Below are 14,223 nucleotides of genomic sequence, written 5' to 3'. Positions count from 1 at the left end.
TCATGCTTAGGGCTCGGATTTTAACCGCCGTCGTTATATTATGCCTTTTCCTGGCGGCATTATTTTACCTGTCGCCTATTTTCTGGATGGCATTGCTGCTTCTCCTGACTGCGGCAGGCTCACTGGAATGGACCCGGCTCGCACAGTTTTCCCTCAAGCATTCCATCATTTATCTTTTATTTACCGTGTTGCTGACGGGTGAACTGCTGTTCCTGTTAAGCGGCGCCGTTTTGGCTGATCCATACACCACGTCATTTCTCTGGATTTACGTCGCATCACTGGTGTTCTGGACGCTGGGTGTTCCGTTTCTGTTGAAATCAAGACGTCCGATCGGAAATACGACCTTGCTGGCCTTGGCGGGTTGGTTGCTGTTATTGCCGACATGTTTTGCCCTGTACCAGTTGCGGGCTATCAGTCCGTTTCTCCTGCTGGGGTTCATGTCCACCGTCTGGATATCCGATACGGCAGCGTATTTTTCCGGTCGTGCCTGGGGAAAGCATAAGCTTGCACCCACCATCAGTCCGGGAAAGACCTGGGAAGGCGTGGCGGGAGCGCTGGCCGCGGTGTTTATTTATGCGCTGATATGGAGTTACGCCGGGGGAAACGAAGTTCCAGCCAGGCTACTGATACCACTGTTACTTTTACTTGCCGCAATGGGGATCATCGGAGATTTGTTTGAGTCTTTGATGAAACGTCATGCCGGACTCAAGGATAGCGGGAATATTTTGCCGGGCCACGGTGGTATACTTGACCGTATTGATGCGCTGACTTCAACCCTGCCCCTAGCCGTTTTGTCACTTCTATTGTTACAGTCCGAATTATGAAAGCAGTTCGTCACCTCACTATTCTTGGTTCTACCGGCAGCATCGGCGTAAGTACCCTTGACGTGGTTTCACGCCATCCTGACCGATTTCGTATCGTTGCCCTTGCTGCCAATAAGAGCGCCAAAAAAATGCTCGAGCAATGCCTTCGCTTTCAGCCGCGTTATGCAGTGCTGCTGGAGGAGGCGAGCGCTGAATGGCTGCGGGCAGAAGCGCATGCGGCAGGGCTTGCTACCGAGGTGCTCTGCGGTGTCGAGTCTCTGGAAAAAGTGGCGTCGCTAGCAGAAGTCGATACCGTGATGGCTGCGATCGTTGGTGCGGCGGGCATACGTCCCACGTTTGCCGCCGCCCGTGCGGGCAAGCAGGTACTGCTCGCCAACAAGGAAACCATGGTCATGGCGGGGCGGATTTTTATGGATGTGGTCAAAGAGAATAACGCCACCCTACTGCCGATTGACAGCGAACATAATGCGATTTTCCAATCGCTACCGCAGCATTTCAATGGTGATTTAGGCGCAATCGGCGTACGCCGCATTTTACTGACCGCATCCGGCGGTCCGTTTCGGCAGTCTCCGCTGAGCTCGCTGGAGCAGGTAACGCCGGGGCAGGCATGCGCTCATCCCAACTGGGTAATGGGGCGGAAGATTTCAGTCGACTCCGCTACCATGATGAACAAGGGGCTGGAAGTCATTGAGGCGCATTGGCTGTTTGAAGCCCCGCCGGACCAGATCCAGGTAGTGATTCATCCGCAAAGCATCATCCATTCCATGGTCGAATATGTGGATGGTTCGGTATTGGCACAGCTTGGTAATCCGGATATGCGTACGCCGATTGCACATGCCCTGGGTTTTCCGGACAGGATTGAAACGGGTGTGGCACCCCTGGATATGTTCAAAGTCGGCCGGCTGGATTTCGAAGCGCCGGATTTCAGACGCTTTCCCTGTTTGAGGCTGGCATACCAGGCGCTGGCAACCGGAGGCAGCGCACCAGCGATACTCAACGCAGCGAACGAAGTAGCGGTAGAGTCTTTTCTGGCATGTAAAATGCCTTTTACCGCGATCCCGGCCATGATTGAAGACGTCATGCAGACTATCGGTCGCCAGGATATCGCCACCCTTGACGATGTACTGGATGCGGATAGCATAGCGCGTGAAGCCGCACATGAGTGGCTGACGTGCCTGGCATAAAGTATCGGCGTTTCCCCCGTTGTGCCTGACGCCAATCTGATCATTTCTCACCGATCACGCTGCCATCCTGCCTTGCGGAAGACAGCAAGCCGTTTCTTCCGGATATTTGAAGCTCCCTTGGGCCGCGTTAGTCGCCGGCATGCCGCATGACATTCATTTTTACCATCGTTGCTTTCGTTGTCGCCTTGGGGCTGCTGATCGTATTTCATGAATTTGGCCATTTTCTGGTGGCGCGCTGGTGTGGAATAAAGGTGCTACGTTTTTCGATCGGCTTTGGTCAGCCTTTATTACGGAAGCGCTGGGGAAAAGACCAGACCGAGTGGGTAATAGCTGCCTTTCCTCTCGGCGGTTACGTGAAGATGCTCGATGAAAGCGAAGGCGCCGTTCCACCCGAGGAACTGACGCGAACCTTCAACCGCAAGCCCGTGGCACAGCGGCTAGCGGTTGTGGCGGCAGGGCCTATCGCCAACTTTCTTCTGGCCATCGTGCTTTACTGGCTTCTGTTCGTGCTCGGCGTCAGCGCTATGAAACCCGTCCTGGGGCCCGTGGTGCCGGCAACGCCAGCAGCGGTTGCAGGTTTCGAGAAGGGTGACACTATCATGAAAATCGAAGCTGAACCCGTCGCTACCTGGCAGGATGCTCGCTGGCTATTGCTGTCGAGTGCAGTGGAAAGGTCACCCGCCGTGACCGTGGAGATACTTGATACACACGGACAACTTGTCTCGCGGCAAATAGACTTCAGTGGCATTCATGCCGACGATCTGGACGGTGATTTTCTGAAGAAAGTCGGCTTGAGCAGCTATCAGCCCGCGGTGAAACCCATCATTTCGCAGGTGACGCCGGATAGCGCAGGTAGTCGCGCCGGCTTGCAGGCGGGCGATGAGATTCTGGCAATAGACGGTAAGCGGATTACGCTTTGGGAAGATCTGGTGCAAAAGATACGGGCCAGTCCGGGAATTCCACTAATGCTGGATATTCACCGTAATGACACGACGCTGAGTATGGAAGTCATTCCCGATGCGACTACCGACAGCGGAGAGAAAATCGGCAAAATAGGTATCGGACCCCGGATCGACCATGACGAACTGAAAAAGCTGCTTATAGAAGTCAGTTATCCGGCGGGCACAGCCATGGTCAAGGCCATGAGCAAGACCTGGGAAACGTCGATATTTACTTTGCATATGCTGTGGAAAATGGTCGCGGGTGAAGTATCCTGGAAGAATGTGAGTGGCCCCATCACGATCGCCGACTACGCAGGCAAGTCGGCGCAGATGGGCCTGTCATCCTATCTGGGTTTTGTCGCCCTCATCAGCATCAGTCTGGGTGTGCTGAACCTGTTACCTATTCCCGTACTGGACGGGGGGCATTTAATGTATTATGTGATCGAAATCGTCAAAGGCAGTCCTGTTTCTGCGAAAACCATCGAAATGGGTCAGCAGGTCGGGATGATACTGTTATTTGCCCTGATGGCTTTTGCCATATACAACGATATCAGTCGGCTTATCCCCAGTTAAAGTATGAAAGTCAGGTATCTCGTCGCGCTCGTTTCTGCCTTCTGCGCTTCGGTTTCATGGGCGCGTGAGCCATTCGTAGTGAGAGACATACGGGTGGAAGGCATACAGAGAACCGAGGCGGGGACAGTGTTCAGTTATCTTCCCGTGAAGGTGGGAGATACGCTTGACGATGAAAAGGCCGCGGCTGCCATCAAGGTGCTCTATGCCACTGGTTTTTTCAAGGATGTACGGCTCGAATCTGAAAACGGCATTTTGATAGTTGTGGTTGAGGAGCGTCCCGCTATTGCACAGATCAGCATTATCGGCGCGAAGGAATTCGAGAAAGATAAACTGAAAGAAGGGCTGAAACAGGCTGGGTTGGCGGAATCGCGGATATTCGATCGCTCAGTGCTGGAAAGAGCCGAACACGAACTCAAGCAGCAGTACATCAGCCGTGGTAAATACGGGGTAAAAATTACCACTACCACAACACCGCTTGAACGTAACCGCATCGGAATCAATTTCCATGTGGATGAAGGCAAGACCGCCAAAATTCGTAAGATCAATATCGTCGGGAACCGGGCTTTCAAGGAAAAAGAGTTGCTGAGCGCGCTCGTGTTGAGGACACCTGGTCTGCTCACCTGGTTCACCAAGGAGGATCAATATTCAAAACAGAAGCTCTCCGCTGATCTTGAGTCGCTACGATCCTATTATCTCAATCGGGGTTATCTGGAGTTCAGCATTGAATCCACCCAGGTTTCCATTACCGCCGACATGCAGGATATTTACATTACGGTAAATATCGTTGAGGGTCCCCAATATAAGGTTTCCGAGATAAAGCTCGCCGGTGAACTGCTGGTACCGGAAGAAGAATTGCGCAAGCTTATAAAAATTGAAGAGGGTGCAGTTTTTTCACGCGAGCGGTTGACTGAATCCATCAAGCTCATTACCGACCGGCTTGGCGACGATGGATACGCATTTGCAAATATCAATGCGTCGCCTCAACTGGATAAGGAAACGCAACAGGTAGCGTTTACTTTTTTTATAGATCCCGGGCGGAGGGTGTACGTAAGACGTATCAACATAACGGGCAATAACCGCACCCGTGATGAAGTGATACGCCGGGAAATGCGCCAATTCGAAGGAGGATGGTATTCGACCAGCAAGATAAATCAGTCCAAGACACGTATAGACCGGCTGAATTTTTTCCTTGCCGTTAACCTTGAGACCCCGGCGGTTTCGGGTACTACCGATCAGATTGACGTGAACGTCGAGGTTAAGGAAAAGCCCACTGGCGCGGTAATGTTTGGAGCGGGTTATTCCAATATGGAGGGACTGATACTGAGCGGTTCCATTGCCCAGGACAACATTTTCGGTACAGGTAAATTTGTCAATCTCATGATCAATACCGGTCGTGTAAACAAGACCTATTCGCTATCTTATACCGATCCTTATTTCACCCGCGACGGCGTTAACGCCGGGTTCGATCTTTATAAGCGAGTTCTGAATACAAGTTCGCTTTCGTCTGTGATGAACTTCAATACCGACACCACCGGTGCCGGTGTACGCTTTGGCGTTCCGATCAACGAAAACGACAGAATCATAGGTGGATTGGGGATCGAGAATACGGTGATCGATCTAGGTGCCAACAGTCCACAGCGTAACATCAATTTTGTGGAAAAATTCGGGCGGAGCACCATTAATATACCGCTAACGTTCAGCTGGCGGCGCGATGGCCGCAATAGCGCCATCTGGACGACTGAAGGCACCACACAACGGGTATTTGCGGAAGCAGGTTTGCCGGGAGGCGATCTGACCTATTATAAAGTGAGTTATGACCTCAGTTGGTATTATCCTATTACGGAACTCTTTACTCTTATGTTGAAGGGCGAATTCGGATACGGTGGCGGTTACAACGGCAAGGATCTTCCCTTTTTCAAGAACTTTTTTGCCGGTGGCAATACCTCGGTTCGAGGCTATAACATCAGCTCGCTGGGTCCACGTGACGCGACCAATAGGGCTCTTGGCGGCAATAAGCGGGGTGTAGGCAGCGTGGAAGTACTGTTCCCGATGCCCGGCATGAGAAACGATCGAACAGTGCGCCTGAGCGTATTTCTTGATGGCGGCACGGTCTGGGGTCCCGATGGAGAAAGGCCGCAGCAGGAAGGCTTGCGTTATTCCGCGGGGGTCGCAGTAATGTGGATTTCACCGATGGGGCCACTTAAAGTCAGCGCCGCACAACCGTTGAATGATAAACCAGGCGACAGTCTACAGCGGTTTCAGTTTCAATTTGGGCAGCAGTTCTAAATTAAATGAACAATCCGGAGATAAAATTGAAACAAAAGGTTCTAAGGCTAAGAACTTTAACGGCGGCAGCATGCGTGATCCTTGCATCTGCCTGGGGATCGACGGGTGCCCTTGCGGATGAGATCAAGATCGGCGTTGTCGATACCGAGAGAATTCTAGCCGAATCAGCGCCCGCGGTAAGAGCGCTGAAAAAAATAGAAAAGGAATTCTTGCCGCGCGACCAGGAAATCAAGAAGTTGGCTTTACAGGCCAAGGCGCTGCAGGACCTTCTTGAAAATGAGGGAAAAGCGATGCCGGAAGCGGACCGGCGCAGCAAGGAGCGCGAACTTGCCACCCTTAACCGCGAACTTCAGCGCGCTCAACGGCAGATGCGCGAAGACTTGAGCCTGCGCCAGAACGATGAAGTCGCCACACTTCAGTTGACCGCCAGTAAAGCCATTCAAATAATCGCGGAGGCAGAAAAGTACGACTTGATATTGCCCCTGCGTGATCTCGTCTACCGTAGTGCGCGTGTCGACATTACCGAGAAGGTGATCAAGGCCTTGGCGGACAAATAGCAGTCCGGTAGTTCCTCTGCGGAAATACGCGGGGTCGGCATTGCTTATCCAGACTGTTACCATTACGGACTCAGGAGATATTATCACCCATGGATATTCAGGAAATTCTAAAGTATCTCCCCCATCGCTATCCTTTTTTACTCGTTGACCGCGTTTTAACCTGCGATCCGGGGAAGAACATCACCGCGCTCAAGAATGTGACCATTAACGAGCCGTTCTTCGGCGGTCATTTTCCTCATTACCCGGTTATGCCGGGCGTTCTCATAATCGAGGCATTGGCACAAACGGCTGCCATTCTGACGCTCAAGACCGCGAATCTGGAAACCGACGAGAATTCGGTTTACTATTTTGTCGGCATAGATGGTGCTCGTTTCAAGAAGCCGGTAGTGCCGGGTGACCAACTGATACTCAAGGCCACGATTCTGCGCGAGCGGATTGGAATCTGGAAATATGCTGTCCAGGCGGAAGTGGAAGGCCGGACTGTTGCCGTGGCCGAATTGATGTGCACAATGCGCCGCAAGGAGTAATGGTGCCGAAAATATTTTGGCCAGGCAGTTGCCAGCATTGAGAAAGGGAAGCCGCAAGAAGTGATGGCAATCGAATCTAGCTGGGTTTGCGGCGTGGATGAGTCCGGCAGGGGACCGCTGGCAGGACCGGTATTCGCCGCCTGCGTAATACTCGATCCAGACTATTGCATTGAGGGCCTGGCGGATTCAAAAACGCTAAGCGAAGCCAAACGCAACAGTTTGACTGTTGCCATTAAAGCGCATTCCATCGCCTGGGCTATCGGTTTCGCATCGGTTAAGGAAATCGATCGAATCAATATTCTTCAGGCAAGTTTGCTGGCTATGAAACGTGCTGTAGAGAGTCTGTCTCTGGTTCCTTCCAGGGTATTGGTGGATGGGAACCAGAAACCTCGCCTGCGATGTCCCGTGACCACAATCGTCAGAGGCGATAGCCTGGTACCCGAGATCTCCGCCGCTTCCATACTGGCAAAGACGGCGCGTGACGCGGAGATGGTGGCGTTACACCAGCGCTTTCCACATTATGGCTTTGACCAGCATAAAGGATATTCCACAGAACGACACATTGCGGCGCTAAGGACTCATGGGATCTCGGTAGTGCACCGACGCAGTTTTGAGCCAGTCAGAGAATTGATTGGAACTTGTAAAAACCTGTGAACCTGCGGATAAGGCTGCATTGGCCATATACAGATTCCCTCGAGGCAGAACTTTATTCATTTCATAATTACTAATGCAATTATGGTTGCTCTCGATAAGCCACATTGATAGCATATGCGCATACTTGGGAGCGAGCGGTTTTCTTGAGAATAACGCAAGAAATATTATCGCTTATCTTTATTGCAACAATTAACCTATATTAACCTGTGGCCTTGATAATATGAGAATCGAAAAAGACAGCGTAGTGTCACTCAACTATAAATTATCTGATCTGGCCGGCAAGATCATGGAAGAGCCCGATGCGCCAATCAGCTACCTGCATGGAGGCTACGATGGAATCTTCCCGATGGTGGAAGAAGAATTGCATCGCAAGGAAGTGGGCTATAGTTGCTCAGTTTTGATGGAGCCGGAAAATACTTTTGGTGAATACGATAGTGACTTGGTGCGAGTGGAGCCTCGTGATCTTTTTCCGGACAACGTAACGGTCGGAATGCAGTTTGAAGGAGGCGAAGAAGGTTCTGACGATGCCTTTATCTATACCGTAACCGACATTGCCGAAGACAAGGTGGTAGTAGACGGCAATCATCCATTCGCGGGCGTGACACTGCGCTTCGATTGTACGGTTACCGCAGTACGGCCCGCCACCGCAGAGGAACTGGCTCACGGCCACGTCCACGGTGCCCATGGGCACGAACATTGAACCTAAATCCGGTAGTTGACCGCTCATTTAATAGATCAGTGTTATGATTAATAACAATATTTCATATTATTTGACGCTTACCTTCCGGGTGAGGGCGCTACGGGGTGAATTGCACAGTTTTTGGGGCACATGGCTGCGTTGCAACTCCTTGGAATGGAACGACCATTCCGCGTCGTTGCGTCTTGCCCTGCACCCCAAAAACCGTACACTTCACCCCGTCCAACTACCGGATTTAGGTTGAAGAGAAATCCGCGAACCCGCAGTAACTAGAACCGGTCTTTCTCTGCGGCTTTTTTCAACGCATAGAGTTCTTCCAGCGCTTGCTTCGGGCTTAGCTCGTCCGGGACGATGGCGCGTAGCAGTTTGAGTACGGAGTGTTCGGGCAGGGTTTGCGGGTTTTCTTTTGCGGTGGCCGATGCTGCCGCGAACAAATCCCGTTGTGGGTGTCTGCCAACCGCTTCTTCCTCAAGTTTCGCCAGATATTTTCTTGCGGTTCTGATCACTTGCTCCGGCACCCCGGCCAGCGCAGCCACTTGAAGCCCGTAGCTCTGACTCGCAGCCCCCTCATCGACCGAGTGCAGGAATACAATATGATGCTTGTGTTCCACTGCACGCAGGTGCACGTTGGCAGCCTGCGTAAAATCCTCCGCGAGCCTCGTCAGTTCAAAATAGTGGGTCGCGAACAATGTGTAACAGCGGTTGTACTTCAATAGATATCTGGCAATCGCAAAGGCCAGCGCCAAGCCATCGAAAGTAGAAGTTCCCCGTCCTATCTCATCCATCAACACCAGGCTTTGTGCAGTGGCGTTATGCAGGATATTGGCGGCTTCCGTCATTTCCATCATGAAGGTCGAGCGCCCCCCGGCCAGATCATCCGAAGCGCCGATACGGGTAAAAACCTGATCCAGCGGACCGAAGCGCGCATTTTTTGCCGGTACGTAGCTGCCGCAATGTGCGAGTAACGCAATCAGTGCGACTTGTCGCATATAGGTGGATTTTCCACCCATGTTAGGGCCGGTAATAACGAGCATTTGCCGTCCGGCATCGCCGTAAGCGCCGAGCCGAACATTGTTGGCAATGAAATTTTCCACCTGTTTTTCCACCACCGGATGACGGCCCGCTTCAATTTCAATAACGGCTTCATCGGTGAAGGTCGGCACGATATAGTCCAGAGCCAGTGCGCGTTCGGCGAAGGCGGCTAATACATCCAGTTCGGCAATACTGCGGGCGACCTGCTGCAAATGACTGATATGTGGCAAAAGCCCTTCCAGCAGCTCATAATATAAAAGCTTTTCCCGTTCCAGCGCGCGGTCCTGCGCGGAGAGCGCCTTTTCTTCAAAAACCTTGAGCTCTGGCGTAATATAGCGCTCGGCATTCTTCAGCGTTTGCCTTCTACGGTAGTCCTCCGGGATTTTCTCGGTGTGCGCGTGCGTCACTTCGATATAAAAACCGTGCAGCCGGTTGTATTCCACTTTGAGATTCGGAATGCCGGTGCGTGCTTTTTCCTGTGTTTCGAGTTGCAGCAAAAATTCACCGCAATTGTTCTGTATGGCGCGCAACTCATCTAGCTCGGCGTCGTAGCCATCCGCGATCACGCCGCCTGTGCGCAGCACAACCTCTGGCTCTTCGCGCAAGGACGCTTCCAGAAGCCCGACAAGCTTGGTATCCGGGGTCATCGATCGCGCCAGCGCGGCAATATGTTCGCCAATGCCGTTCATGACTTCAGCAATAGCGGCGATATCAGCGATAGCCACAATCGCTTCCGGCAGCCGTTTGAGACTATCGCGCAATCCGGACAAATCCCGTGGACGGGCCGATCCCAGCCCGATACGGGCGGTGATACGCTCGATGTCGGCAACCCGCTTGAGGCATCCTCGAACGGAAAGGTAGGGTCCTGAGCCCGCTTCGCCGATTAAAAACGATACGCTGTCAAGCCGGTTCTGAATCGCTGCCCGGTCGCGCAGGGGATGATGCAGCCAGTGCCGCAACAGACGGCTGCCCATATTGGTCGAGCAGGTATCGAACAGGGATAACAGAGTGGGCGACGCACCGCCAAGTATGGTTTCGGAAATTTCCAGATTGCGGCGAGTGACAGCGTCCATGCGCAAATAGGCGTTGTCCCGCTCCACCCGCAATGCCTTGATATGGGCGATACTGCTGCCTTGCGTGAGGCGGGCGTATTCCAGCAACGCACCGGCCGCGCCCAGCGACGAATGCAGGCCTTCGCAACCGAAACCGGAAAGGTCATGGGTTCCCAGTTGGCGAGAGAGAATGCGAACAGCAGCCTCGACGTCGAACTGCCAAAAAGGCAGACGCTTAAGAGACGTTTTGGATGCACCCGCACCATTGAGCCCGACAAGCGTATCCAGCGAATCCGGCAAAAGAATCTCCGCCGGCTTCAGGCGTTCAAGCTCGTTTGCCAAATTATCGAGCGATGTTTCCAATACCCAGAATTGCCCCGCCGCCAGATTGAGCCATGCCAGCCCCAGCGTTGTTTCATGCACGCACAGGGCAAGCAAAATGCTTTCCCGTTTTTCATCCAGCAACGCCGAATCGGTCAGCGTACCGGGCGTAAGAATCCGCATGACCTGGCGTTCCACCGGGCCCTTGGACGTAGCGGGATCGCCGGTCTGTTCACAGATCGCCACCGATTCGCCAAGCTTGATGAGTTTTGCCAGATACTGCTCGGCGGAATGATAGGGCACGCCCGCCATCTTGATCGGCTCGCCCCCCGAGGTGCCGCGCCGGGTAAGGGTAATGTCAAGCAGCTTGGCCGCCTTTTCCGCATCTTCAAAAAACAGCTCGTAGAAATCCCCCATTCGATAGAACATCAGCATGTCGGGATGTTGCGCCTTGATGCGCAGGTATTGCTGCATCATGGGAGTATGTTTTTCTATCCCCGGAGTTTTCATCTTTGATCTCTTTTCGGTTCTTCAAAAGAGGAGGATTATATGGGAGACCACTTCAGAAACCCATTTCGCGGAAGTATCTGCTGATAGCTTCGTAAAAACCTGATTCCTAACCAGCCATTCAGCCATTTGTTGTTTCCGGCATGATCGAAGTCGGCGGAGCAAGGTAATGAGAGGATGGTTGTTCAAATATTGGTTCGATGCTTCGCATCCCTTCCAGGCTCGGCCTGGGTGGCGCCAGGATAAGGAGTATTACTATCGGCTGCTTCACGGTCGGAATGAGCAACCGCTGTTTTCCACGTATTACAGAAAGGGCGTATCAACGCAACAGGGGTGATCTGCTTGATCCTGGTTGTTGCGAATTTATCGTTTCGACGGATCAGCAGTCTGCTGTCTCCAGAACTCCGGTATGTCTGAATGATAGCGGCGCATAATCAAGTTCGCCACCAGCCCGCTCCAGCCGGTTTGATGGGCAGCGCCCAGGCCTTGGCCCGTTTCCCCATGAAAATATTCATGAAACAGCAGCAGGTCACGCCAATGGGGATCGGTTTGATGCGGACTATCGACAGGAAAGGCTGGAATCAGGTCGGATTCGTCGCGGCGGAAGATATCTGCAAGCCGCTCGGCCAGCAAATTGGCGGCGTATTTGAGATTAATCTCGTAGCCGTTCAGACAGGGTGCCGGAAAAGTAAAGGCATCGCCCAGGTAACGATACATTTTTTCGATAGCCTGAACCAGTAAATAGTTGGTTTGCATCCATATCGGCCCACGCCAGTTTGAATTTCCGCCGAATAGTCCAGAGTCGGATTCCCCCGGCACATACCGGATGACGGCGTTGCCGATACCGGGAATATGGCCCAGATTCCGGTCCGTGGCATGGCGTTTGGAGACGCTGCGCATGCCAAACGGGGAAAGAAACTCCGATTCGTTAAAAATACGCGGCAGCATTTTCACCAGCATGGAAGGGGCCACCACCGACAACAAGTGCTCCCCGCGCTCATTCGTATCTGTCGGGCAGGCGCAGATGATGCTTCCGTCAAACATGCCGCCTTTATGCTCCCAGAGGAGCGCATTGAAGCGGGCACAATTTGCAAGCAGCCGCGCGTCTATCACCTCGCAGGCAAATAGTGGAATGATGCCAACCCAGGAAAAAACATCGATACGATGTATGTCGCCATTCGGTTCGACCACGAGATCCTTGAAGAAGCCATCTACATTGTCCCATAGCGATACGCCCGCACCGGTATGACCGGCAATCGTATTGGCAATCGCCAAAAACTGGCTGTAGGACTGAATTGCAATATTTTCATAGGCTGGGTCTTCAACGGCGATTTCTAGTGCCATCACCGTGAGTTGCAGGGAAAACATCGCCATCCAGCCGGTAGCGTCGGCTTGCTTCAACGTATAGCCGGGCGGCAACGGTCGGGAGCGATCGTATACCGAAATGTTGTCCAACCCGAGAAAACCGCCTTCGAACACGTTTATGCCAGTGGCATCCTTCAGGTTAATCCACCAGGTGTGATTCAGCAATAGCTTGTGCAGCACGCGTTTGAGAAAAGCAGTATCGCCTTTGCCGCGCTGTACCCGCTCCGCGCGAAATACCTTGAGCGCGCCCATCGCCTGCACTGGGGGGTTCACGTCGCCGAACGCCCACTCGTACGCCGGGATCTGGCCGTTGGGGTGCAGATAGTTTTCATTCAGCAGCAGTTCGATTTGCTCTTTCGCAAAATCAACATCGACGAGCGCCAGCACTGCGCAATGGAAGGCGAGATCCCAAGCGGCAAACCAGGGAAATTCCCAAGTGTCCGGCATGGAAATAACGTGGCTTGCCTTGAGATGACTCCAGTTGTGATTGCGTCCGTGCTTCCTCGACGGCGATGGGGTTGCTCCGTCGCCTTTCAGCCAGTCGGAGACATCATAGTGAAAGAACTGCTTGTTCCATATCATGCCTGCTAATGACTGGCGCAGGATGCGCTTATCCTGACTGGTAGCATCGGGTAGCAAGGTCTTGAAAAAACCATCCGCTTCGGCGCGACGTTGGACAAAAATCTGATCTTGGTCTGCGAATGGCTGAGGCAGGGGTGCGGCCGACAGCACCAGGTCGATCATTCCGGTCTTGCCTGGCTCAATAGTGAGTCTGTGCATTGCACCGAACTTGGTTCCCTGCTGTGCCGGATTCACTGCCGTATGTTCACCATCCACCAGGTAGCGATGAAATGCGTCTTTGACATAAGGCCCTGCATTGGGCGCGCCCCACAAGCGGGAGCTGTTGCTCTCATTTTCGGTATAAAGGACGTTGGCGCGCTGTTGCCCGTAGAGATTGTAATTTCCGAGTGCCGGATGCTCGGCCATGACTGCCCAGGCAGCGCCGTCGGGTGCGGGCATGGCGTGCAAGACCGGTTTCACTTCGTTTTTTCCCGACCACGACCAATAATTTCGAAACCAGAGTTGCGGCAACAACCACAGGATAGCTTCATCTGGTCCGCGATTACTGGCGAGTATGCGGATGCGTAACTCGTCGGGAGATGCCTTTGCGTAGAATACTTCCACGTCCCAATAGCGTCCGTCGGCGAAAGCGCCGCTATCGATCAGACTAAAAGGGGGATCTTTGCGGGAACGGCGAGCGTTTTCATCCACCAGTCGAGCATAGGGGAATGGAGACTGGGGATATTTATAGAGGTAATGGAGCCAGGAATGCGAAGGCGTCGCATCAAGATAGAAATAGCATTCTTTTACATCTTCGCCTCGATTTCCCTGGTTTCCGGTAAGGCCGAAAGCGCGCTCTTTGAGAATGGCATCCTTGCCATTCCAGAGCGCCAGTCCGAAACAGAGATGCTGTACCTCGTCCGAAATCCCGCCGAGACCGTCCTCATTCCAGCGATAGGCTCGGGAACGGGATTGGTCGTGATCAAAATATTCCCAGGCGGTGCCATCCGGACTATAGTCTTCGCGAACCGTGCCCCAGGCGCGCTCGGACAGATAGGGTCCCCACAAACGCCAAGCTTCTCTGCCTTGCCGCTGATTCTCCAGCCGTTGCCGTTCGGCATCCAGTTTCGTGGACATTGACC

General features: G+C 53.0%; 10 protein-coding genes. 8 read left to right on the top strand and 2 right to left on the bottom strand.

Annotated elements, in window-relative coordinates; all coding sequences use genetic code 11:
* Positions 1-2: 2 nt before the first annotated feature.
* From F822_RS04925 to F822_RS04890, 8 genes are all read left to right on the top strand, one after another.
* Positions 3-824: a phosphatidate cytidylyltransferase gene (locus tag F822_RS04925; protein ID WP_025040321.1), complete on the top strand. Its 822-nt coding sequence runs from the start codon at positions 3-5 to the stop codon at positions 822-824.
* Positions 821-2,008: a 1-deoxy-D-xylulose-5-phosphate reductoisomerase gene (gene ispC / locus F822_RS04920; RefSeq protein WP_025040320.1), complete on the top strand. Its 1,188-nt coding sequence runs from the start codon at positions 821-823 to the stop codon at positions 2,006-2,008. The genes F822_RS04925 and ispC overlap by 4 nt, the downstream gene beginning before the upstream one ends.
* A 146-nt stretch (positions 2,009-2,154) precedes the next feature.
* Complete coding sequence (rseP, locus tag F822_RS04915) at positions 2,155-3,522, top strand: RIP metalloprotease RseP (RefSeq protein WP_025040319.1); 1,368 nt, start codon at positions 2,155-2,157, stop codon at positions 3,520-3,522.
* A gap of 3 nt (positions 3,523-3,525) precedes the next feature.
* A complete protein-coding gene (bamA, locus tag F822_RS04910; RefSeq protein WP_025040318.1) occupies positions 3,526-5,808 on the top strand; it encodes an outer membrane protein assembly factor BamA in 2,283 nt (760 codons plus the stop codon).
* 26 nt (positions 5,809-5,834) lie between these two features.
* The gene (locus tag F822_RS04905; RefSeq protein ID WP_025040317.1) at positions 5,835-6,365 is read left to right on the top strand and encodes an OmpH/Skp family outer membrane protein; all 531 of its coding nucleotides are present in this window, start codon (positions 5,835-5,837) and stop codon (positions 6,363-6,365) included.
* An 89-nt stretch (positions 6,366-6,454) separates the two neighbouring features.
* Positions 6,455-6,892, top strand: coding sequence for a 3-hydroxyacyl-ACP dehydratase FabZ (gene fabZ / locus F822_RS04900; protein ID WP_025040316.1), 438 nt, complete (start codon positions 6,455-6,457; stop codon positions 6,890-6,892).
* 63 nt (positions 6,893-6,955) lie between these two features.
* On the top strand, positions 6,956-7,546 hold the full coding sequence (gene rnhB / locus F822_RS04895; RefSeq protein ID WP_025040315.1) for a ribonuclease HII: 591 nt from the start codon (positions 6,956-6,958) through the stop codon (positions 7,544-7,546).
* 220 nt (positions 7,547-7,766) lie between these two features.
* Positions 7,767-8,246 carry an FKBP-type peptidyl-prolyl cis-trans isomerase gene (locus F822_RS04890; RefSeq protein ID WP_025040314.1) on the top strand — a complete coding sequence of 160 codons (480 nt, stop codon included), beginning with the start codon at positions 7,767-7,769 and terminating at the stop codon, positions 8,244-8,246.
* 266 nt (positions 8,247-8,512) lie between these two features.
* On the opposite strand, the gene mutS is transcribed toward F822_RS04890, so the two are convergent.
* Both mutS and F822_RS04880 read right to left on the bottom strand, forming a co-directional pair.
* The gene (gene mutS, locus F822_RS04885) at positions 8,513-11,158 is read right to left on the bottom strand and encodes a DNA mismatch repair protein MutS (protein WP_025040313.1); all 2,646 of its coding nucleotides are present in this window, start codon (positions 11,156-11,158) and stop codon (positions 8,513-8,515) included.
* A 360-nt stretch (positions 11,159-11,518) separates the two neighbouring features.
* Complete coding sequence (locus F822_RS04880; RefSeq protein ID WP_025040312.1) at positions 11,519-14,218, bottom strand: MGH1-like glycoside hydrolase domain-containing protein; 2,700 nt, start codon at positions 14,216-14,218, stop codon at positions 11,519-11,521.
* Positions 14,219-14,223: the final 5 nt, after the last annotated feature.

Source organism: Nitrosospira briensis C-128 (genome assembly GCF_000619905.2).
GTDB lineage: Bacteria > Pseudomonadota > Gammaproteobacteria > Burkholderiales > Nitrosomonadaceae > Nitrosospira > Nitrosospira briensis.
The sequence above is the reverse complement of the archived record's forward strand: the minus strand, read 5'-3'. Positions and strand labels throughout refer to the sequence as shown.

Coding starts and splice junctions, on each gene's coding strand:
- bamA (WP_025040318.1), top strand. CDS start 3,526: ATGAAAGTCAGGTATCTCGTCGCGCTCGTTTCTGCCTTCTGCGCTTCG.
- ispC (WP_025040320.1), top strand. CDS start 821: ATGAAAGCAGTTCGTCACCTCACTATTCTTGGTTCTACCGGCAGCATC.
- F822_RS04925 (WP_025040321.1), top strand. CDS start 3: ATGCTTAGGGCTCGGATTTTAACCGCCGTCGTTATATTATGCCTTTTC.
- rnhB (WP_025040315.1), top strand. CDS start 6,956: ATGGCAATCGAATCTAGCTGGGTTTGCGGCGTGGATGAGTCCGGCAGG.
- F822_RS04880 (WP_025040312.1), bottom strand. CDS start 14,218: ATGTCCACGAAACTGGATGCCGAACGGCAACGGCTGGAGAATCAGCGG.
- rseP (WP_025040319.1), top strand. CDS start 2,155: ATGACATTCATTTTTACCATCGTTGCTTTCGTTGTCGCCTTGGGGCTG.
- mutS (WP_025040313.1), bottom strand. CDS start 11,158: ATGAAAACTCCGGGGATAGAAAAACATACTCCCATGATGCAGCAATAC.
- F822_RS04890 (WP_025040314.1), top strand. CDS start 7,767: ATGAGAATCGAAAAAGACAGCGTAGTGTCACTCAACTATAAATTATCT.
- fabZ (WP_025040316.1), top strand. CDS start 6,455: ATGGATATTCAGGAAATTCTAAAGTATCTCCCCCATCGCTATCCTTTT.